Here is a 23,236-nt window from a genome sequence, read left to right as displayed (position 1 = left end):
ATGTGGTGTGTTGTGGATGGTCAGTTGGCCTTGTAGGCGTCCAATCCCTTGTTGAGGAAGTCGAGATAGTCGGCCACATCCTCCTTATAGGAATGGCTTGCCGTCAGTGGGTTGCCCGCGTTGTCGACGGCAACGTAGAACGGTTGCGCGTTGGCACCGAACTTATGGCTCTGCAAGTAGCTCCATTTGTCGCCCACGGTGCGCAGTGTTCGCTGCTGTCCGTTGTCCATGACCTTGATCTGCTCAGGCAGCGGTGTCTTGTCATCCACGAAGAGCGAGATGAGCACGTAGTCCTTCGTCAGCTTGTCGGCCACCTGCGGGTCGGTCCAGACGGCGGCCTCCATCTTGCGGCAGTTGACGCAACCGAAGCCCGTGAAGTCTATCAGCACCGGTTTGCCCAGTGTCTTGGCGGCGGCCATGCCGGCCTCGTAGTTGGTGTATTTGGCCTCCACGGTCTTGGTGTTGAGGTTGAAGTCCTGGGTGTTGATGGGCGGGGCGAAGGCGCTGACGGCCTTGCAGGGCGCGCCCCAGAGGCCCGGTATCATGTAGACGGTGAAGGCCAGGGAGCACAATCCCAGCATGATGGCCGGCACGGGCATGGGCTTCCGCAGGTCGCCGCCAATCTCGTCGGTCCGGAACTTGAGCCATCCGATGAGGTAGCAGCCCAATGCCAGGAAGATGACGATCCACAGGCTGAGGAACACTTCGCGGTCCATCAGGTGCCAGCCGTAGGCCAGGTCGGCCACGCTCAGGAACTTCAGGGAGAATGCCAGTTCGACGAAGCCGAGGACAACCTTGATCTGATTCATCCACGAACCGCTCTTGGGACTCTTCTTCATCAGCGTGGGGAACATGGCGAAGAGCGTGAAGGGCACGGCCAACGCCAAGGCGAAGCCGAACATTCCGACCGCCGGACCCACCCAGTTGCCCGAGGTGACGGTCTCGACGAGCAGCAAGCCGATGATGGGGGCCGTGCAGGAGAAGCTCACCAGCACCAGGGTGAAGGCCATCAGGAAGATGGACAGCAGCCCCGTCGCATTGCCGGCCTTGGAATCTACGGCGTTGGCCCAGCTGTCGGGCAGCTTGATTTCAAACCAACCGAAGAAGCTTACCGCGAAAATCACGAGCAAAAGGAAGATGAAAACGTTGAAGACGGCGTTGGTGGAGAGGGCGTTGAGCGTGCTCGGACCGAAGATGGCAGTCACCAGAAGGCCCAGTCCGAGGTAGATGACGATAATGCTGATACCGTAGGTGACGGCGTCTCTGATTCCCTTTCTCTTGTCGTCTTTGGCGCGTTTGAGGAAGAAACTCACCGTCATGGGGATGATGGGCCAGATGCAGGGCATGACGAGGGCCAGCAGACCGCCGACGAGTCCCATGAAGAAAATGTAGAAAAGGCCGTGGCTGGACAGGTCGTTGCTGCCGCCCAGTTGCTGCAACTGCTTGACGACGGGCTGCCAAAGGGCGTCCTTGTCCGCGTCGGAGAGCACGGAAGCGGCCGCCGAGTCGGCTTGGGCAAGGCTGTCGGCACGCTGCGCGGCCAGGGCTTCGCCCTCCTGTTCGGCAGCGGCTGCCGTCTCGGCTGTTGTCGCCGTGGCGTTGTCGGCCGTTGCCGCAGCCTCCGTGGCGGCCTTTGCGCCCTTGCCCGCTTTGCCTTCGGCGACGGCGGGCGACTTGCCGCTCTTGTTGAAGTCGACGGCCGTCGGCGGCATGCAGTTCTGGTCGTTGCAGGCACCGTATTCCAGGTAGCCTTCTATCTTGTAATCGGGTTTCGTGAACTTGATTTTCTGCACAAACTGCACGCTGCCTTCAAAGTAGCGCAGCTGCATGTCGAAGAGCGGGTCGTGTGTCGAGATTTCCTTGCCGCGCGGTGTCAGCTTGCCGACCAGTTCGACGCCCTCGAGCTTGCCCACGTTGAACGTGGCCGAGGTGGGCCCACCGTCGGGAATATTGGTGGAATAGATGTGCCAACCGGCCTGGATCTTGCCCGAGAAGACGATTTCGGCGTTGGCGCTGCCATCGGTTTTGAGCTGTGAAGTGAACGTGACGGGATTCAACCGCTGGTTGCCCATTTGCGCGTGAGCCAGGATGACGGTGACGAACATCAAGGCTAGGGTCATTGCTTTCTTCATACTGATTGTATTCTCGATTGTAAATGATGATGCGTTTATTACTATTACGTTGTCGGGCCGTGTTCGGGTAAGCGGCCCCTGTGCTTTTTTGTAATCTTTAACCATCGATCCGCGGCCCGCAGCCGATGGATGGGGATGACGCCAAGGTCGAGCTGTCTCCCCGCCCCCAAATAGGGGATGTGATGGCAAAGGTAGGATTAAAATTGATAATCGCTGCATAATCATCGCGTTTTTTTGCCCTTTTACCCTTTTGTCTTTTTACTTTTTTACCTTTCCCAAGTCCTTTTACCCTTTTACCTTTTTACTTTTTTACCTTTCCAAAGCCTGTCCACCATCCGTTAAGATGTATTATCGCCGGCCCAAAAAATGTCAAACGGCGTGCGGAAACAAAGATTATTGCGTACCTTTGACCGACACGACAACCCCTATGAAGTACGTTTACACAACATTCTGGCTCATGATTCTGCTGTTGCAGGCCTGTCGGTCGAACGGACAGACGGGCATGGGCCGGGACAATTCCTCGACAATGGAAATCAAAGACACCAACCGCTACACGAAGCCCGATGAGGCTCGTCTGCGCCAAATGCTCACGCCCGAACAGTATGAGGTGACGCAGCATGCCGCCACCGAACGCCCTTTCAGCAATGCCTACGACCATGAGTTCAGGCCGGGCATTTACGTTGACGTCACCACGGGGCAGCCGCTCTTCGCCTCCACCGACAAATACGACTCGGGCTGCGGCTGGCCGGCCTTCTCCAAGCCCATCGACGGCCGACTCGTCGAGGCCCGCGCCGACCACTCCCACGGCATGGTGCGCACTGAAGTGCGCAGCCGCGTGGGGGGCGCCCACCTGGGACATGTCTTCCCCGACGGCCTGACGGCGCGTGGCGGACTGCGCTACTGCATCAACAGCGCGGCCCTCCGCTTCGTCCCCCGGGAGCGGATGGAGGCCGAGGGCTACGGAGCCTACCTGGAATTATTGACCCAACAACATACTACTATGAAGGAAATCTATTTGGCCGGAGGGTGCTTCTGGGGCACGGAGCACTACTTCAAGCAGGTGGAAGGCGTCGCGTCCACCGAAGTGGGCTATGCCAACGGCGTGACGCAGAGCCCCACCTACGAGGAAGTGTGCACCGGCCGGACCCGGTTTGCCGAGACTGTGCGCGTCAGCTACGACCCGTCTGTCGTCAGTCTCGACTTTCTGCTCGACCTCTACTTCATGGCCATCGACCCCACCGCGCTCAACCGGCAAGGCCACGACCAAGGAACGCAGTACCGAACGGGCGTCTATTACACCGACAAAGCCGACCTGCCGGCGATTCGCCGCGTCATGGAGGCGCAGCAGCGGAAGCATGCGGAGCCGATCGTCGTGGAGGTGGAGCCGCTCAAGAACTTCTATGCGGCCGAGGAATACCATCAGGACTATCTCGACAAGAACCCCTCGGGCTACTGCCATCTGCCTCCGCGCCTCTTCGAATATGCCCGCAGGGCCAAGATGAAGAGGTAGCGTTCGCAACGGAACCGTGTGGCTCTCATGCGGCCTTCGATGCGAAACAGGGTGTGTGCGTGGAACCGCCGCCCATGATTCACAAGGGCTTCTGCGGACATTGGCGCGCAATCTTGACGAGTTTGGCGTCGTGGTTGTAGCGCATTTTGCAGGTGTTGTCAAACAGGAGGGTCGCGCCATTGGCGGCGGTGTAGGCTTCCCAAGCGGGAAGGCCGCCGGCCGTGGGCTTTCCGGTCTTGGCAAAGTTGATCCAGGCCTGGCTCATGGTTTGGGCCAAGGCCCGTGCCTGCGGGCCGTTGCCGGTCATGCCGCCCTGCAAAGCGGTGTTGTCGAAGACGAACGGAATCTCCATGCAATGGATGGAACGCCAGATTCCGTTCATGGCGGGCGACTGCCACGTGAAGAGATACATGTAGACGGGTGCTCCATGCTGCGCTTCCTTCAGCCGGGCCTGCTCCATCGCCATCGGCCGGAACGTGAGGTCGACGTCCAACAGGTCGTTGGGCTTATGGTCGGGATAGGCCTCTGCAAATGCCTTCAGGTAGTCGTCGGCGAAGTTTCCGTAGCGTTGCTTCACCTGCTGCATGACAGCCTCTTCCGACAAGTTGCGCAATGCCGGCACATAAGCGCTGGCACAGAACTCGTTCAGCGTCGTTCCTATGATGAGCGGAATGTCCTTGCTCTGTGCCGGAGCGGCGGGGGAGAAAGGATGTTGCGGCAGGAAGTCGCCGTCGACGACAGGCCCCCAGCCGAAGATGAAGCCGTTCCAGCCTGCTTTCAAGGCCTCGGCCTTCTCCTCTTTGATGGCCTCTTCTCCTGCGGCGAGCAGCTTTTCGTAGGGCATTTCGGCAATGCGGTCGATGTTGGAGGCGTTGAGTCCCAGTCTTTTCGCCACGTTCGCTCCGATTCTGCGGGTGTATTGCTGCTCCATGCACTTGAGTTGTGAGCCGCTTTCGATGATGGCCTTGTGGAACAATCCCTTGGCGGCCGGTGTCGCCAGCAGCGTCGACACTTTGCCGCCGCCGCCCGACTGCCCGAAAATCGTCACGTTGTCGGGGTCGCCGCCGAAGCTTTCCACATTCTCCTTGATCCACCGCAACGCCTCCACAAGGTCGAGCATGCCGGCATTTCCCGACTTTCCGTACTTCTCGCCGAAGGCCGACAAGTCCAGAAATCCCAACACATTGAGCCGATGGTTGACCGTCACGACGACCACGTCGCCCTTCCGTGCGAGGTTCGTGCCGTCGTATGCGGGCAGTTCCTGTCCCGAACCGGCGGCAAAACCACCGCCGTGAAGCCATACCATGACCGCCCGTTTCTTGTTGTCGGCCAGCCCGCGCGTCCAGATGTTCAGCCGCAGACAGTCTTCTCCGGCGTGTCCGTCGTCCCAGTTGAAGGCGAAGGCCGCCTCGTCGCTTTGCCATCCCGTGCGGACGACCTGCGGACACGTGGGGCCGTAGGCTCTGCAACTGCGCACGCCCGTCCAACTGTCGGGTGCCGTGGGGGGCATGAAGCGTTCGGCCTTGGCGTAGGGCACGCCCTTGAACACGTTGACGCCCATCGTTTGGTAGCCCGCTATCTCGCCTTGCTTCACTTTGGCGACGATGGTGGTCGAGTCTGCAACGACTTCACTTGTGTTTTCCGCGGCCGTTCGTCCTTCTTTCGTGAGATGGCCACAGGCGTGCAGGCACGCCAACGCGGCCAAGGCCGCAACGATTCGTTTTGTTTTCATAAGATAGAGATGGATGTTTGGTTTCCTTTTCGCAAAGTTAGTGTGATTAGGCGAACACGGGATGCGCCTGCATTCTTTTCGCTTTTGTTTTCATTCATCCGTGCTTTTGCAGGCGTATAAAGTTTTGTCTCTGTGTTCAAAACATGTTTTTCGGCAAGCGGATTGCTCGAAATATTGCTTAACTTTGGGCCTTGATAATACATCACAACATGAAAATCCCTTCCCACAAGCTTCACCGTCATCTGTTTTTCGTTTGTCTCTCAACATTGTTGTGCGCCTGTCAGGGCCCGTCACAACAGGGCGACAGGGAGGTGAAACGCAATCCGCTGATAACCGAAACCATCTCCAACCATCATGTCAACGCCTTTGCCGAAGACGGCAAAGGCCACGTCTGGATCGCCACTTTCCGAGGACTCAACAAGTTTGACGGCCACCAGTACCAGCAATACTTCTGCAACGACGACAGCACGGGGCTGCCCGACAACCAGATTCGCGACATCCTTGTCGACCGTCAGGACCGCTTGTGGGCCGCCAGCCTCAACGGCGTGTGCCGCCGAACCGACCAGGACAACTTCGTCCGTGTGCCTTTCGTGCGCGAAACCGGCAACTGCAACAATCTGGCGCAGGACAGTCGCGGGCGCATTTTCGTATGCAATTCGGGCGGCGTGATGGTCTACGACGCCGCAAGAGAGCGTTTCGAGCCGGCCATCGACGCCGACCTGACGCGGGGAAGCTTCATGAGGCTCGTCATAGACCGGAGCGATTGCCTTTGGGTCACCACCGAAAAGGGGCTCTACGGCTTCGACGGCAGCTTCCGGCAGATGGCTTTCGAGGCGTTGCCGTTCTACAGTTCCGACTCCAACATCCATTATCTGGACGCCGGCGGCAGGCTCTGGCTTTGTCTGCGTTCGGGAATGGCCTGCTACAACACCCGCACCCGTCGGCTGGAGCCGCTGCCCGACGTGTTGCAGGCCAACGCCGACATCGCCAAAAGCCGTCCGCTCTGCATCCACCCCTACGACGCGGTCAGCATTCTGATATCGACCGGGGCGGGCAAGATGTATCTATATAATATAAGGAGAAACACGCTGACCGCTCCCGACCGCCCCGATTTCCCCGTGAAAGCCGACAAGTTCTGGCCCACCTGTCTGTTCCGTGACTCCCGCAACAACATCTGGATGGGCTCCACGGATGAAGGATACATCATCAACTATCGCGACCACAAGCTCTTCAACAACAACAGTCATCTGCACGACTACATCGGTCAGCAGCCCGTTCTGTCGCTGGCCACCGACCGGCAGCGGCACCTGTGGGTGCTGGCGAAGCACAGCGGGCTCGTCCATTACGACATCCAGTCCAAGAAAGCGGCCCCCGTGGCCCTTCCCGAACTGCGTGCCGCCGGCCCCTACTTCCTGTTTGTCGACCGCCAGGGCGGCCTTTGGGTCACCACTGGCAAAGGGGTGCTGCAGTGCAAGGTCGACGGCGGCACGCTCTGCGTGGTGCGCCAATATCCCGGCGGACTGCAACTCGACATGACACAAGACCGCCACGGCGACGTGTGGAGCACCGGTCTGGGCAATCAAGTCACACGCTACGCCCCCCGTAGCGGCGCTTTCGAGCGGCTGGATGTCGGCGCCGTCTCGTTCTCGCCCAGCCTGTTGTCGCTGAAGGACGGCCGTGTGCTCGTGGCGAGCTTCATGGACAACGTCAAGGTCATTCGTCCCGACGCCATGACCGTCGCCGACTTTCCCATCAGCAGGGAGGAGATGAAAAGCTGCATGCGCCGCCCGGCGTTCATCCCCACCGACCTGTATCAGGACATGGGCGGGCTTGTCTGGATAGGAACCGACAGCAACGGCCTGCTGCGCTACAATCCCCGCACCCGCAAGCTCGACGCCATCGGCGGCATGTCGTGCTCCGACGTGTCGGCCATCATCGAGGACAACCAGGGCAATCTGTGGGTCAGTACGATGTACGGGCTCAACAAATACGACCGCACCGTCGGCAAAGTGACGCAGTTCTATGTCTCCGACGGCATTGGCGGCAACCAGTTCTACGACCGTGCGGTCTGCCGTCTGGCCGACGGAACGCTCGTCTTCGGTGGAACCCACGGTATCACCACCTTCAATCCCATCGACATCACCACCCGCCGCAACCTGCCTTTGGTGTTCGAGACGCTGAAGGTGCACAACCAACAGGTGCACGCCTACGCCGACGAGTGTATCGACAAGAGCATGGACAACAATCCCGAGATTCGCCTGCGGCACGACCAGAACAGCTTTTCCATATCCTACGCGGCCATAGACTACAGCGAGTTCGAGCGTGTACATTATTTCTACAAGCTCGAAGGCATAGACTGCTACTGGAACGACGCCGGAACGAGCCACGAGGCGTCCTACGCCAACCTGCCCGCCGGCCATTACACGTTCCGCGTGAAAGTGGCCAACAACGACCGGGAGAAGCCCATTTCCGAGAATGCCATCGAAATCTACGTGGCTCCCACGCCGCTCAACTCGTGGTGGGCGTGGCTCGTCTACATCGTCGTGGCGGCTGTCGCGCTGTACTTTACGGTCAGGATACGCCGCCGCATCGCCGCCGACAAGCGGGCCGTGGAGCGCGAAAAGATGGAGAAGGAGCAGGAACAGCGGGTCAACAAGATGAACATGAGCTTCTTTGCCAACATCTCCCATGAGTTCCGCACACCGCTGACGATGATTGCCGGGCCTGTCAGCATGCTCGGCGAGAGCGCCGACCTGAAAGGAAACGACCGCCATCTGCTGCTCATCGTGCAGCACAGCATTCAGCGCATGCTGAGGCTGGTCAACCAGGTGATGGACTTCAGCAAGCTCGACCAGGACACCTTGAAGCTCAATGTCAGGCGGATGGACGTCACGGCGTTGATGAACCGAATCTGCGACATCTTCCTTTTCAACGCCCACGAGAAGGGAATCGACATGCAGAAGCATGGTCTTGACGACTGCCTGCTCACGTGGGTGGACGCCGACAAGCTCGACAAGATCGTGAGCAACCTGCTCTCCAACGCGATGAAGTTCACTCCCAGCGGAGGTCGAATCGACGTGACGCTCGACGTGGACGACGGTTTTGTGAAGATTGTCGTGGCCGATACGGGCAAGGGCATTCCCTCCGGCGAACTCGAAAACATCTTCCGACGCTTCTATCAGCTCAACGACCAGGCGGCGGGGACGCTCAACTGGGGCACCGGCATAGGCCTCTACTACGCCCGCAAGCTGGCCCGGCTGCACCATGGCAGCCTGACGGCAGGCAACCGCGACAACGGGCAGGGCGCCGTCTTCACGCTGTTGCTGCCCGTGGGCGACCGGATGTACACCGAGGAAGAGCGCGAAGCGCAGCTCGAAGTGCAGGAGAAACGTTACCCCATCGGCGTGCGGCAGCCGGTGGCAGGCGGCGATGCGGACGAGGAAAAGCCGCTGATACTGGTGGTCGATGATGACGCGGACGTGGTGAACTATCTTCAGACGCTGCTGTCGCCCCATTATCGCGTCATCTATCGCTTCGATGCAGAGAGCGCTTTCAAGGCTTTGGGCGAGGAAAACCCCAACATCGTGCTGAGCGACGTGGTCATGCCGGGCATGGACGGCTACGAGTTCTGCCGGCGAATCAAAGCCGACGCCCAGCTGTGCCACATCCCCGTGGTGCTCGTCACGGCCAAAACGACGGTCGAAGACCAGATTGCGGGGCTCAACACGGGGGCCGATGCCTACATCACCAAGCCTTTCGAACCCAAGCTGCTGCTGGCTTTGGTCAACTCGCAGCTGCAAAACAGGAAGAAGATACACGCCCTGTTGAACCAGTCGACACAGACCGATGCAGCCGTAGAGAAGGTGTTGGCGCCGCAGGACCAGCGTTTCATGAAGGAGCTGTACGAGGTGATGGAGTCGGAACTCTCCAATGCCGACATCGACATCACGCGCGTTACGGAGATGTTGCACATGTCGCGCACCAAGTTCTATTACAAGATGAAGGGGCTGACGGGCGAGAAACCGGCGGCTTTCTTCCGCACCTACAAGCTCAACCGGGCGGCTGAATTGCTGCGCGAGGGCACCTGCAACGTCTCGGAAATATCCGACATGACGGGCTTCAGTTCGCTTTCCTACTTCTCCACGGCCTTCAAGCGCCAGTTCGGCGTAGCCCCGAGCGAATACAAATGACCGCTCCGGCGATTTGTCACCGCTTGTCCGTTGCGTTTTCATCAGCATGCTTTCAGCGGCTCAAAGCAGCCCTTTGGCAATCCAAAAGCAGCCCTTTGCCCGTGCAAAAGGGCTGCGTTTGTTTTGGAACCGACCCACTCCGGCGGAGTCATGGGCCGCCTTGCACGCATTCTAAAACTTTTGAACAACCGTGAAAGGCACGTTGAACAAAAATGAAACAGAAAAGAATTTGTGAGCAAGGGCGTGGCGGCGGGATGCAGTAACTTTGCCGCAGTTGTCAAACTAAAACCATCAACATGAAAAAAATCAAATCTATCAGGTATCTAACCTTTGTTTTTTTTGCGCTGGTCAGCCTGCCGTCATGGGCGCAGGAGCTGGTCAGTGTGGCCGGAAAGGTGGTCGACGGTTCGCGAGAGCCGATGATCGGCGTGAGTGTCGTCGAGAAAGGCACCTGCAATGGCACTGTGACAGACCTCGGCGGCACGTTTAAATTCAAGGCGCACAAGGGCTCCACGCTCGTCATTTCCTACATCGGTTACGCCACGCAGGAAGTGAAGGCGGGCACAGACCTTAGGATTGTATTGAAGGAAGATTCCAAAACGCTGGAAGATGTGGTCGTCGTCGGTTACGGCGTGCAGAAGAAGAGCGACGTGACGGGGGCCATCTCGCAGGTGAAGGCGGCCGATATGGAGAACCGCACCATCACCAATGCCAAGTCGGCGCTGCAAGGCAAGACCGCCGGCGTGCAGATCATCTCCGCCTCTTCGGCCCCCGGAGCCTCGCCCACGGTGCGCATCCGCGGCTTCTCCTCCAACGTAGGTTCCGAACCTTTGTACGTCGTTGACGGCGTGCGGTTGGGCGACATCAGCGGCATCGACCCCAACGACATCGCCTCAATGGAGATTCTGAAGGACGCGGCGAGTGCCGCCATCTATGGCGCAGAGGCCGGAAACGGCGTCGTTTTGATAACGACGAAGAAGGGAAAGGTGGGCGAAGGCCGCATCCGTTACGACTTCCAGTTTGCCGGACAGTCCATCGCACGCACGCCGAAGATGTTGAATGCCGAGGAATACATCCAATATATGAGCGAAGGAAAGACATTCACGAAGGACTACTTGCTGAAGAACTGGGACGGCAAGACCAACACCGACTGGATAGACCGCACCTTCGGGAGCAGCAAGATGATGAAGCACAACATCGCGTTCGAGGGCGGAAGCGAGCGCGGCAACTACTATCTGAGCCTCACCTATCTTGATAATAATGGCATTGTGAAGGGCAATGCCGACGTCTATCGCCGCCTGACAGCCACCATCAACTCGGAATACAAGGTGAAGAAATGGCTGACCGTGGGCACCACCAACCAGATAGAGAAGTACAATGTGCGCTCCGTTTCGAGCAACAACGAGTATGGTTCGCTGCTCACTTCGGTCATGGTGCTCGACCCGCTGACGCCTTACACCTATGCCCCCAACGCCCTGCCTTACCACATGCGCTACGCTTTGGCACAGGGAAAGAAGCTCATGACCGACGCCGAAGGTGGCTACTATGGCATTTCCAAGTTCTATGCCGGCGAGCAGACGCACCCGATGATCATGCGCGACAATGGCCTTTCGCGCAACAGCGGCTTCAATGTGAACGGCTCCATCTATGCCGACTTCACGCCCGTCAAGGGCCTTACGCTCACCTCCCGCTTCGGTTATCGCCTGAGCGGCGGCCGCCAGAGCTCCGTCTCCCTGCCTTTTTATGGCAATGCCGTGCAAGGCAACGACTATGTAAGTCTCAACGGGCAGAACTCCACCAGCATCTACTATCAGTGGGAAAACTTCGCCAACTACATGAGGCGGATGGGCCTTCACACCGTCACGGGCATGGTGGGCATGTCCTATCAGGAGGCTACGAACGACTATACCAGCGGCAGTCTCAGCGCCAACAACGAAGACGCCATCAAGAAGAACGACCCGCTGTTCTACTATTTGAACTACGCCTCCACCTCGGCCACCAAGGGAACGGGTGGCGAGAAGAGCCGTTCGGCCAAGTTGTCGTACTTCGGCCGCCTGGGCTACAACTACGCCAACAAGTATTTCGCGCAGTTCTCGCTGCGTGCCGACGCCGCCGACCTCTCCAAGTTGCCCACGACGACCCGCTGGGGCTACTTCCCCGCCGCCTCGTTGGGCTGGACCGTCTCTGAGGAAAGGTTCTTCGAGCCGCTCCGCAACGCTGTCAACAGCCTGAAGCTGCGTGTCAGCTGGGGACAGAACGGCAGTCTGGCGGCCCTCGGCGGCTACTCCTACAGCACCGACATGGCGCAGGGCGGCTTCTATCCCTTCGGCAGCGGCCTCGACTACACCAATGCCGTGAAGCCCTCGACGATGGGCAATCCCGACCTGAAGTGGGAGACTTCGGAGCAGACCGACATCGGTCTGGACACCTATCTCTTCAACAGCCGGCTCAATTTCAGCGTCGACTACTTCGTGAAAAAGACCAAGGACCTGCTCGTCAGCGGCACGACGCCCTCGTTGGAAATCGGCGGCGCCACGTCGCCCATCAACGCCGGCAACGTCAGCAACAAGGGACTGGAGTTCGAAATCGGCTGGCGCGACCACGTGAAGGACTTCAACTACAGCGTGAAAGCCAATCTGGCGACCCTCACCAACAAGGTGACCTACATCGACCCGTCCATCACCCGGCTGCCCGGCTCTACCTTCCACACCTATACAATCACCTATTTCGAACAGGGATATCCGGTCTATTACTACCGCGGTTATCGGTTCACAGGCATCGATCCGCAGACCGGCAACCCCACATTTGCCGACCTCGATGGCAGTGGAACGGTGAATGATGGCGACCTGACGGACATCGGTGACGCCATCCCCGACTACACCTATGGACTCACTTTGACCGCCGCCTGGAAGGGATTCGACCTTACCGTCTTCGGTACAGGCTCACACGGCAACAGGATTTTCAACTGTGTGAACCGCCCGGACTACGCTGCCAGCAACAAACTGAAGGACTTTTTCTACACCGACCGATGGACTCCCGACCACACAAATGCCACCCAACCGAAGGCCGGCGCGGCCGACATGGACAAGTATGCGGTGTCAGATGCGATGGTGTTCGACGGCTCCTACTTCAAGATCAAGCAGATACAGCTGGGCTACACCTTGCCGAAGGCCCTCGTCCGGCGGGCCGCGCTCAACAACGTGCGCCTCTACGTGTCGCTCGACGACTTCTTTACATTCACTAAATATAAAGGTTTCGACCCCGAAGCGTCGACCAACGCCACGTCGGGCATGGGCATAGACAAGGGTGCCTACCCCCTGTCGAAGAAGTTGGTATTAGGTTTCAACATCGAATTTTAATCAATCACTCAATATGAAAAAGTCATTCTTATATATCGCCATGGCGTCCGTGCTGCTGGCCGGTGGCCTGTCAAGTTGCGAAGACCGGCTGGATATCGCGAAGCATGGCAACATGGGTGGACAGTCGGACTTCTACAAGACCGACCAAGAAGCCAAGGAAGCCCTCGCCAGTTTGTATGTTGCATTGAAAGGCAGCTACTTCAACTGGTTCTTCATGAAGAATTGCCTCTCTGACGACGTGTGGGCCGGCGGCGGTTCGCGGGGCGACAACGCCGGATTGGAGAAGCTCAATGAATATACTTTCGGCACGGACGACGGCTCGGTTGCCGGCTATTACCAGAGCATGTATGGCATTATCTACCAAGCCAACTTGATTGTCGACCAGGTGAAAGGCGACACCCCCGAGAAGAAACGCTGCATAGCAGAGGCCAAGTTCTATCGTGCATGGGCCGACTTTGAGCTCGTCAGCCTCTGGGGAACGGCCCCCATCGTCGACCATCTGCTTGCTCCGAGCGAGTATCGGCCGGGCAATTCCAAGCCTGAAGAGATGTGGGCGTTCATCGAAAAAGACCTGACTGAGGCCATCAACGCCGACGCGCTGCCGTCGAAGAAGGACGCCGACGACCGGGAAACGACCATTCGGGTGACCCGGGAGCTGGCCGAAGCCCTGCTGGGAAAGGCATACGTGTTCCAAGGAAAGTACAAGGAAGGGGCCGCCGAACTGGAGAAAGTCATCACCTCGGGCAAGTATGCGCTCTTCACGGGCGAATACGACATGATGCAACATGCGGTGAACAACAACAACTGCGAGTCGATGATTGAATGGCAGAGCCGCAACGACCCGAAGCAGGCCAACACGTTCATGTCGATGACCTACATCATGCAGGGCTGGCGCACCGACCATTTGCAGTATAGCGGCCAGGCCGCGGCCGAGATTGCCCAAGGGACATACGGCTTCTGCTCACCCCGCAAGTCGCTCTACGACGCTTTCGTGGCCGCCGAAGGCAAGGACGGATATCGGCTGAAGAGCACGATGCGCACGTATGAGCAGATGAAAGCGTATGGCATAACGCTAAAGGCAGGCGTGTTCCTGCCCGGCAATGAAGGCTACTTCTTCTGGAAGAACCGCATATTGCAGAGCGACCTGATCATCAACTTCCCCGCTTTCCAGACCATGCAGTACACCGACAACCGCGTGATGCGCTACGCCGAAGTGCTGTTGCTCGCTGCCGAGGCCCATCTGCAGGCCGGCAACAAGGCGAAAGCATTGGAATATGTGAACCAGATACGCAAGCGTGCCAAGCTGCCGCAGCTCTCCGACGTGACGCTTGAGGCCATCAAGACCGAGAAGCGGCTGGAACTTTGCCTGGAAGGCGTGCGCTATCAGGACCTTGTGCGCTGGGGGGATGGCGAGAAGATGCTGGGCCGACAGGGCAAGGAGATACCTTCTTTCACGACCACGGGTGTGGAATGGAACTATAAGAACGAGTCTTACGGCTTCAAGGAACGCAACAAGTTGCTGCCCATTCCATTGAAGGAGATCAACCTGAACCCCAACATGAAGCAGAATCCGAATTGGTAATCTCATTTAAAAAGCTAACAGAATCATGAAAACGATAAAGTATTTGTTCGCATTGTGTGTGCTCCTTTGCACCGCAGGATGCACGGAAAGCGCGGTCAGCGATTTGGAAGGACGGTTCAGCGAAGTAGGACAGTGTGCCTTCACCAAGGCTGCCGTGGCTCCGACCGATAAGCTTCGCAAGGGCGTCAAGGCTCTGAACATCACTCTTTCGGGAGCAGACAACCAGGCCATGACATTGCGTCTGGGCAGCAAGGAATGGGTTTTGTCCGGCGGAAGCTTTACGCCGGTGGCCGAAGTCTCGTCCGCCAACACTTATTCGGGCACGGTGAACGGTGCGGCCATAGCCGGAGGCGACCTCGACGTGAACCAAGTGGACAGCGTCTACTTCCTGAACGGATTGGTGAAGACGGCCGACGGCAAGTCGTATCACGTGAGTTACCAGGGGACGCTGCCCTTTGTCGTGGGCCAGGACGACCCCGAAGCCAGCGGTTGCATGATGAGTGTACAGACACAACCCGTCACGGTGATGGACATGACGACCTACCAACAGACCGTCATCCCAGGTATTACAAAGTATGTCGTCACCTTCAGTGACCCCGAAGGCAAGCCGGCCGGCTTGTTCGAGCTGGTGGCCAAGGAGAAGCTGAAACCATCCGAACTGGTAGGAACGTACAAGATTCAGGGTAGTCCGGCCGCTGCGGGCCTGTGTGGGAACGGCTATGTCGTTCCGCAATATAATGTAGCGGGTGGCTCCTATATTGCCGACGCCAAAGGAAACAAGCAGTATCTCGCGGCAGGAGACGTCACTTTGGCCGTCGCCAAGGACGTCGAAGGCCGTACACTCTACTCCATCAGCTCCAAAAACACAAAGGTTCTCGACGCCACCGGTGCCGAAATCCAGACGCCCGTGCCGTTCAACATCAGCTATGCAGAGCTCTTGGAGGCGAAGGGAACCCTGTTGCGCGACCTCAAAATAAAGAGTACATACTGTAATAGGGAAATGAAATATTCCATATATTTGCCCGAGGGTTACACTGCGGACAAGAAATATCCGGTACTCTACATGCTTCATGGCTACGGCGACGACAACAACGCGTGGCTCGACAAGGGCAACTTGGCCGCATTGACCACCAAAGCCGTCGACGACGGCACGGTCGGCAAGATGATTGTCGTCATGCCCGACGCGCTCCAAAGCTTCTACAGCAACGGTGTTCAGGAAGCTATGAAGTATGAAGACTACTTCTTTCAGGAACTGATGCCTGCCGTGGAGAAGGCCTATAGCGTGAAGACCGACCGCAATTCCCGTGCCGTCGGCGGCTTGTCGATGGGCGGATTCGGCACGTTGCTCTATGCTTTCAAGCACCATGAGCTGTTCTGCTGCGCCTATGCCATGAGCCCGGCGACGGGAAACGGCAAGACGAATCTGAAGGATGAGATGAAGAATCTCAAGACAAATGACTATCCCGACATCACCATCGAGGTGGGGACGGAAGACGCAACGGTCTATGCCATGGCCGCACCGTTCGGCAAAGGCATGCAGACGATGGGCCTTTCAAATTACACTTACATCGAGCGGGCGGGCATGCACGACTGGAATTTCTGGAAAGAATGCTACCCGAAGTTCATGAAACGATTAGGAAACTATTTTAAATAAATGCGAATGAAAAGAATCATCTTAGCCGTAATGCTGGCCGTTTTGACACTGGCCGGCCATGCGCAGCAAGCGCTTACGTGGGGACAGAACCCGTTGGTGTCTCCAGAAGTGAACCAAGACAACAGCGTCACTTTCCGAATGATGGCCCCGGAGGCCCGGAAGGTGCAGGTGACGGGCGACTTTCTGCCGACACAGAAGGTGAAGACGCCGATGGGAGAGTACGACGCTCCGGGCGTGGCAGACCTGACCAAGGACGACAAAGGGGTGTGGTCGTTCACTTCGGAGGCCCTCGCTCCCGAGCTCTACACCTATAATATAATAGTAGATGGCGTGAAAGTGACCGATCCCTTGAACGTCTATTCCATCCGAGACATCACGAGTGTGTTCAATGTTTTCATGATAGGTGGCGGCAAGGACGGCCTTTATCAGGTGAGCAAGGTGCCCCACGGCACCGTATCGAAGGTGTGGTATGACAGCCCGACGGCCGGTCTGACCCGCCGCTGCACGGTCTATACGCCCGCAGGTTACGAGGCAAGCAAGGAGGACTATCCCGTGCTTTACCTGCTGCATGGTATCGGTGGCGACGAGAATGCCTGGAGCGAACTGGGCCGGGCTGCCCAAATCATGGACAATCTCATTGCGCAGGGCAAAGCCAAGCCCATGATTGTGGTCATGACCAATGGCAACATCTCGCAGGAAGCATGTCCGGGCGAAACGTCGGAAGGCTTCAAGGTGCCTTCCATGATGTTGCCCAAGACGATGGACGGCTGCTTCGAGCAGGCTTTCCCCGACGTAATCAAGTTTGTGGAGCGCACCTATCGCGTGCGGAAAGACAAGGCCCACCGCGCCATTGCAGGCTTGTCGATGGGTGGCTTCCACTCCTTGTTCATCTCCATCAACAATCCCGACACCTTCGATTACGTAGGTCTTTTCTCCGCGGCGGTGGACCAGGGCCGGCAGGGAGGCGTCCAATCCATCTATGAAAACCGTAATCAGAAAATCGACCGGCTGTTCGGCAAGCACCCGAAGCTGTTCTGGATAGGTATTGGGAAGACCGATTTCCTCTACAAGAACAACACGGCGCTGCGCGACTATCTGGACTCCAAGGCTTACAAATACACCTATCTGGAGAGCGATGGAGGACATATCTGGCGCAACTGGCGCATCTATTTGAGTGAGTTTGCGCCTCTGTTGTTCAAGTAATCGTGCAGAATTTTCAAGATGAAGTTAAGTGATATGATGATCTGCGCTGTGGCCCTGTTGTTTGGCCACGGCGCAACGGCAGTGGCACAGACCCGCTTGCGCCCCGACAACATCGACCAAGTGGTGAGGGAAATGACTCTCGAAGAGAAGTGCCATTTGGTTCTGGGGTGCGGAATGGGCTTCGGCCGTGACGTGAAGTTCCCCGGAACGGCCGGCAGCAGCTACGCCATCCCCCGTCTGGGCATACCTTCTACGTATTGCGCCGACAGCAACCAAGGCCTTCGCATGAGCGCGCATCGCGACTTCGACAGCCGCGACTACTTCTGTACAGATTACATGACGAGCATCGCGCTGGCCTCGACATGGGACAAGAAGGCAGCTTTCACCGTGGGAAAGGGTATCGGCAACGAGACGAAAGAATATGGGTTGGACTGGATTCTGGCCCCCAGCATGAACCTGATGCGCAACGTTCTGTGCGGGCGCAACCATGAATACTATTCGGAAGACCCCTACTTGTCGGGAACGATGGCCGCCTACTATGTGAAAGGCATACAAAGCGAGGGCACGGCGGCCTGCGTCAAGCACTTCGCAGCCAACAGCCAGGAGACCAACCGCAATGCCAATGACAGCAGGGTGAGCCAGCGTGCGCTGCGCGAACTGTATCTCCGAGGATTCGAACTGGCCGTGCGGATAGGCAATCCCTGGACGGTGATGACGGCCTACAACAGCATTAACGGCAAAGCCACATGCGAAGATGTCGACCTGACTGAAACGATTCTGCGCAAGGAGTGGGGGTTCGACGGGCTTGTTGTGTCCGATTGGAATGCCGGCAAGGACGCCACGCTCTCGATGTTGGCCGGCAACGACATGCTGCAACCTGGCCAGGAACGCCAATTCAATCAGCTGATGGAAGACGCCAAGAGCGGCAGACTGCCCATGGAAGTGCTCGACCGTAACGTAAGACGCGTGTTGCAGTTCGTTGTCAAGAGCCATAGCTTCGCGGAATATCCCTATTCCAACGAACCCGATCTCAAACAGCATGCTCTTGACGATCGTGTCATTGGAGCGGAAGGCATGGTGTTGCTCGAAAACAAAGCTACGCTTCCTTTGGCTCCGGGCAGTCGGGTGGCGCTCTTCGGCTGCACCAGTTATGAGATAATTCCCGGCGGAACGGGCTTCGGCGGCACGATGGTGGGTCGCTACACCGTGTCGCTGGTGGAGGGGCTGCGCAACGCCGGCATGAACGTCTACAAGCCGTTGCTCGACCAATACAAGCAACATGTCGCCGCAGAGCAGAAACGTCTTTATCCCAACGGCCTTCCGCCATTCTCACTCCGGCCGCTCAACAGGGCTGAAGAGATGGACATGACCGACCGCCAAGTGGCCGAGACGGCGGCCAATACCGACGTGGCCGTAATAACGATAGGGCGCAAGAGCGGTGAGGCGGCCGACCGCACGCAGGATGAATTCAACCTGTATGAGAAGGAACAGACCATGATCAAGCAGGTGAGTGAGGGCTATCGACAGGCAGGAAAGAAAGTCGTCGTGCTGCTCAACGTGTGCAGTCCGGTCGAAACCGCTTCCTGGAAGAACCTTGTCGACGCCATTGTCTGCACTTGGCAGAGCGGCGAACAGGTGGGCAACAGCATTGCCGACGTGCTCTCGGGCCAAGTGAATCCGTCGGGCCGCTTGCCGGTCACTTTCCAAAACAAGTATGGCGACGCCGCTTCCGACCGCAATTTCCCTTCTGATGTGAAAGATACGAAGGACTTGGCAACGATGTATATGTGGGGTGGCGACAAGCAGAGTGCCAAGCGGGAGCCCAAGGCCAACATCGATTTCACCGACTATGACGAGGACATCTATGTGGGTTATCGCTATTTCGACAGCTTCAATAAGCCCGTGAGTTATCCCTTCGGCTACGGCCTGAGCTACACCACGTTTGCTTATGAGAACGCCAAGATGACGCGAAAGGGTGCTGAATATGTCGTGACGGTCGACGTCGTGAATACCGGAAGCAGGGCGGGCAGGAACGTGGTGGAGCTTTTTGTGGTCGCGCCCAAGGGCAAACTGCTCAACAAACCGTCCAAGGAGTTGAAGGATTATGCCAAGACCGAGCTGCTCCAACCTGGCCAACGCGAGACCGTGGAACTCATGGTGGAGGCGCGCGACCTGGCTTCTTTCAATGAGAAAGCTTCGGCATGGGTGGTCGACGCAGGGACTTACCGGTTCATGCTGGCCTCTTCTTCCAGCCATGTGGAGAAGACCTTGTCGGTCAAGGTCGACGGAATGAAGACCAAAGTAGACAATGTGATGAAGCCCACCGTCAAACTCCATCTCCTTCGGCGTTGAGTGATGGGCAACTGATTTTCTGTTAAATGAAACAACCAATGAAAGCAAAAAAACTATTTCCCGTTGCTTTGGCCGCGTCGCTTGTCGTGTCGTGCGCGCCCCAAGGCAGAACCATAGACCAACAAGACGTGCTCCGGAAACTGTCGCTGGAGGACAAAGCCCACTTCGTTATCGGCACGGGCATGGCCGGAATGAGCGGCGACAATGCCGTCATCGGTGCCACCAAGGCGCTTGTTCCGGGTGCCGCCGGCACCACCTATCCGCTCGATTCGCTCGGCATACCGGCCATTGTGCTGGCTGACGGGCCCGCCGGGCTGCGCATCGACGCCCACCGCAAGGATGACAAAGCCAGCTACTTCTGCACGCATTTCCCCATCGGCACGCTGCTGGCCTCCACCTGGAACCAGCAACTCGTTGAGGAAGTGGGCAAGGCGATGGGCGCGGAAGTGAAGGAATATGGCGTCGACGTGTTGCTGGCTCCTGCCGTCAACATCCATCGCAACCCACTCAACGGCCGCAACTTCGAGTACTACAGTGAGGATCCCGTGGTGGCCGGAAAGACCGCTGCAGCCTATATCCGCGGCATTCAGAGCAACGGCGTGGGCACCAGTATCAAGCACTTTGCCTTCAACAATCAGGAAACCAACCGCATGAATACCGACGCACGCGTCTCGCAACGTGCCATCCGGGAGATTTATCTCAAGCCTTTCGAGATTGCGGTGAAGGACGCGCAGCCCTGGACGGTCATGTCTTCGTACAACAAAATCAATGGTGTCTACACGTCGGAAAGCAAAGACTTGCTCACCACCATCCTGCGCGACGAGTGGGGATATGAAGGAACGGTCATGACCGACTGGTTCGGCGGCAAGGACGGAGCTGCGCAGATGTGGGCCGGCAACGACATGTTGCAGCCCGGCAAGGCCGAGCAGTTCACGTCGATTGTCGACGGCGTGAAGAGTGGAAGGCTGAAAGAAGCCGACCTCGACCGCAATGTCGCCCGCATTCTGAGCCTCATCGAGAAGACACCGCGCTATCAAGGCTACAAATACAGCAACAAACCCGACCTCAAGGCACATGCCGCCGTGACGCGACAGAGCGCGACCGAAGGCATGGTGCTGCTGAAAAATGAGGCCAACACCTTGCCGATAGCCACCAAGGCGTCCGACACCAAGGTGGCGCTTTACGGTTGCACAAGCTATGACTTCATTGCGGGTGGCACCGGCTCGGGCAACGTCAACCATGCCTACGTGGTGTCATTGCTCGATGGTTTGAAGGCTGCGGGCTATCAGGTGAATGCCGATTTGCAGCAGCAATACACCCGGTATGTCGCCCAACGGCAGGCGGAAGCGAAGGCGAAGCTGGAAGCTGCGGTGAAGAAAAGCAAGAAAGCGGCCATGCTGGCCATGTTTCTGCCGACGCCCCGACCCGTGGAAATGAACTTCGAGGCCGCGCAACTCGACCGGCAGGCGCGGCTTTCGGACGTGGCCGTCATCACTTTGGGCCGCATCAGCGGGGAGTTCATCGACCGCAAGGTGGCCGATTTCAATCTGTCCAAAGAGGAAAAGCAACTCATTTCACAGGTTTGCGAAGCCTATCACAAGGTCGGCAAGAAGGTCATCGTGCTGCTCAATGTCGGTGGTGTCATCGAAACGGCTTCCTGGAAGGACATGCCCGACGCCATCCTCTGTGCATGGCAAGCCGGCCAGGAGGGTGGAAACTCGGTGGCGGATGTCATCGGTGGCAAGGCTTCGCCGTCGGGCAAGCTCACCATGACGTGGCCCGTGAACTTCACCGACGCCTATTCTTCCCGCAACTTCCCCATCGACAAGACGCCCGATCTCAACTTGACAAATCAAGGAAAGGCCGGCAATGGCGAGAAAGACGTGGACTATACCAACTATGAAGAGGACATCTATGTGGGTTACCGCTATTTCGACAGCTTCGGAAAAGAGGTGTCCTATCCCTTCGGTTATGGGCTCAGCTATACGAAGTTCGACTATGCCGACGCAAAGGTGGACGTCAAGGACGACGTCATCAGCGTGACGGTGAGCGTGAAGAACGTGGGAAAGGCAGAGGGCAAGGAGGTCGTTGAACTTTATGTGGCGGCTCCCGACAGCAGGCAATGCGACAAACCTGCGCAGGAACTCAAGGCTTTTGCCAAGACCAAGAGTCTGAAACCGGGTGAAGCCGAGACGCTGACGCTGGCCGTGAAGACGGCCGACCTGGCTTCGTTCGATGCCGATGCTTCGGCCTGGAAGGTGGCTGCCGGCCAGTATCAGCTGCGCGTCGGCGCGTCGTCGCGCGACATCAAGGCCACGCTCTCTGTCGAAGTGAAGGCGTGGGAGGCCAAGGTGCACGACGTGTTGCGGCCTGTTGAACAGTTCGATGTATTGAAAAGAATGTAGAAAAAGCCTGCTTCTCCACCTCCCATTTTAACCTTTCATGCCCGAAAGCTGGCCGGTGCCATTGCTTTCGGGCATGTTGGATGTCGCCGCCGTCTATCGTGCGACCTTCTTTCCGTCGACGACGTATATGCCGTGGGGCAGCGATTGCAGGAAACGGTCGACTTCGCTGCGCTTCACGGTGGCCACCTTCGTCCCCCGCAGGGTGTGGATGGAGACGGTGTCGCCACGATTTGCCCTCGGCGTGTCGATGGCCGTGGCCTCGCTGATGGTGAAGCAGTAGGCGTCGTTGTACCAGTAGAGCTTGTTTGTATTCTCAAGAGGCTGTTCCTCCTTACTTAGTCCCAGTCCCACGACAAACAGATAGGTGCCCTCGGCAAGTCCGGGGAAGGATATGTGCCCGTTGTATTGCGCGCCGGCTTCGGCCGCCAGCCAGCCTGACTCTCCACTCTTATGGAATATGTACTTCTTTGTTTCAGTGTTGTACTTGTATAGTGCAGTCGACACCATTGAGCTGAGTCCCCGATTGATCTTCACCGTGAACGAGCCATAGAAGTCCTTTGTGCCGACAAGGGTAATCAGCCGGCCGTCTTCGTCGACCGAATGCTTCTTCAGCGTGTTGTTTACGCTGACTCCCATGAGCGTGTCAAATTTGAGTAAGCCTGTGTTGGTACTGCCGCAGCCCTTCCGCACATTGATGTCGGTCAGCTCTCCGACGACCTGTTGGCCCTCTCTGTCGGCGCATATCCATATCGTGTAGGTGCCGACGTCCTTGGGTGTCCACGTCATCTTGATGTCTTTCGTCTCTCCGTTGCCCACAATGACCAGTTGGCTGGTCTTCCAGTAGCCTTTCTCCGTCGTCGTTGAGACGAACATGTAGAGGCTTTGCGCAAGTCCGTCGGGGCCTGTTCCCTTCGCCTTGAACGACACCTGGAGCGCAAATCCGGTCAAGGCGATGTCGCCGGCAGCCAGCTCCGACAGTTCGACGGACGGCGTCGGCTTGATGGTATAGCCGACCACCCGTCCGCTTTTGACGGTCGCCTCGGCATATTTTCGGCCGACCACACGCTCTGCCACTTGTTTTCAGGCTGCGTGCGGGCCACGGGTACTACCTTGTAGG

At 57.7% G+C, this 23,236-nt stretch carries 11 protein-coding genes; 8 read left to right on the top strand and 3 right to left on the bottom strand.

Annotation, left to right across the window (positions count from 1 at the left end):
* Positions 1-20: 20 nt before the first annotated feature.
* The gene (locus K334_RS0102725) at positions 21-2,132 is read right to left on the bottom strand and encodes a protein-disulfide reductase DsbD family protein (RefSeq protein WP_027444472.1); all 2,112 of its coding nucleotides are present in this window, start codon (positions 2,130-2,132) and stop codon (positions 21-23) included.
* A 427-nt stretch (positions 2,133-2,559) separates the two neighbouring features.
* On the opposite strand from K334_RS0102725, the gene K334_RS0102715 reads away from it, so the two are divergent.
* The gene (locus K334_RS0102715; RefSeq protein ID WP_025880107.1) at positions 2,560-3,642 is read left to right on the top strand and encodes a bifunctional methionine sulfoxide reductase B/A protein; all 1,083 of its coding nucleotides are present in this window, start codon (positions 2,560-2,562) and stop codon (positions 3,640-3,642) included.
* Positions 3,643-3,721: 79 nt separating this feature from the next.
* Here K334_RS0102715 and K334_RS0102710 read toward each other — a convergent pair whose 3' ends face one another.
* Positions 3,722-5,374 carry a carboxylesterase/lipase family protein gene (locus K334_RS0102710; protein WP_025880108.1) on the bottom strand — a complete coding sequence of 551 codons (1,653 nt, stop codon included), beginning with the start codon at positions 5,372-5,374 and terminating at the stop codon, positions 3,722-3,724.
* Between the two features lie 209 nt (positions 5,375-5,583).
* Here K334_RS0102710 and K334_RS0102705 point away from each other — a divergent pair, with 209 nt between their 5' ends.
* From K334_RS0102705 to K334_RS0102675, 7 genes are all read left to right on the top strand, one after another.
* The gene (locus K334_RS0102705) at positions 5,584-9,564 is read left to right on the top strand and encodes a two-component regulator propeller domain-containing protein (RefSeq protein ID WP_027444471.1); all 3,981 of its coding nucleotides are present in this window, start codon (positions 5,584-5,586) and stop codon (positions 9,562-9,564) included.
* Between the two features lie 296 nt (positions 9,565-9,860).
* Positions 9,861-12,923 carry a SusC/RagA family TonB-linked outer membrane protein gene (locus K334_RS0102700; protein WP_051218634.1) on the top strand — a complete coding sequence of 1,021 codons (3,063 nt, stop codon included), beginning with the start codon at positions 9,861-9,863 and terminating at the stop codon, positions 12,921-12,923.
* A 13-nt stretch (positions 12,924-12,936) separates the two neighbouring features.
* Positions 12,937-14,505, top strand: coding sequence for a RagB/SusD family nutrient uptake outer membrane protein (locus tag K334_RS0102695; RefSeq protein WP_027444469.1), 1,569 nt, complete (start codon positions 12,937-12,939; stop codon positions 14,503-14,505).
* A gap of 25 nt (positions 14,506-14,530) precedes the next feature.
* Positions 14,531-16,159 (top strand): alpha/beta hydrolase, encoded by a 1,629-nt coding sequence (locus K334_RS14160; protein ID WP_081658012.1) that lies wholly within the window; start codon positions 14,531-14,533, stop codon positions 16,157-16,159.
* 6 nt (positions 16,160-16,165) lie between these two features.
* On the top strand, positions 16,166-17,362 hold the full coding sequence (locus tag K334_RS0102685) for an esterase (RefSeq protein ID WP_025880112.1): 1,197 nt from the start codon (positions 16,166-16,168) through the stop codon (positions 17,360-17,362).
* Between the two features lie 36 nt (positions 17,363-17,398).
* Positions 17,399-19,714, top strand: a complete 2,316-nt coding sequence (locus tag K334_RS0102680) for a glycoside hydrolase family 3 C-terminal domain-containing protein (protein WP_373277769.1) — start codon at positions 17,399-17,401, stop codon at positions 19,712-19,714.
* A 38-nt stretch (positions 19,715-19,752) separates the two neighbouring features.
* Positions 19,753-22,119 carry a beta-glucosidase family protein gene (locus K334_RS0102675; protein ID WP_027444468.1) on the top strand — a complete coding sequence of 789 codons (2,367 nt, stop codon included), beginning with the start codon at positions 19,753-19,755 and terminating at the stop codon, positions 22,117-22,119.
* Positions 22,120-22,212: 93 nt separating this feature from the next.
* Here the strand turns inward: K334_RS0102675 and K334_RS0102670 are convergent, their stop codons facing one another.
* Entirely contained in the window at positions 22,213-23,193 is a 981-nt protein-coding gene (locus K334_RS0102670; RefSeq protein ID WP_161625371.1) for a hypothetical protein, read from the bottom strand.
* Positions 23,194-23,236 lie beyond the last annotated feature (43 nt).

Source organism: Segatella baroniae DSM 16972 = JCM 13447 (genome assembly GCF_000426585.1).
Lineage (GTDB): Bacteria > Bacteroidota > Bacteroidia > Bacteroidales > Bacteroidaceae > Prevotella > Prevotella baroniae.
Note: the sequence above shows the minus strand (reverse complement) of the source record. Positions and strands in the feature narration are given on the sequence as shown.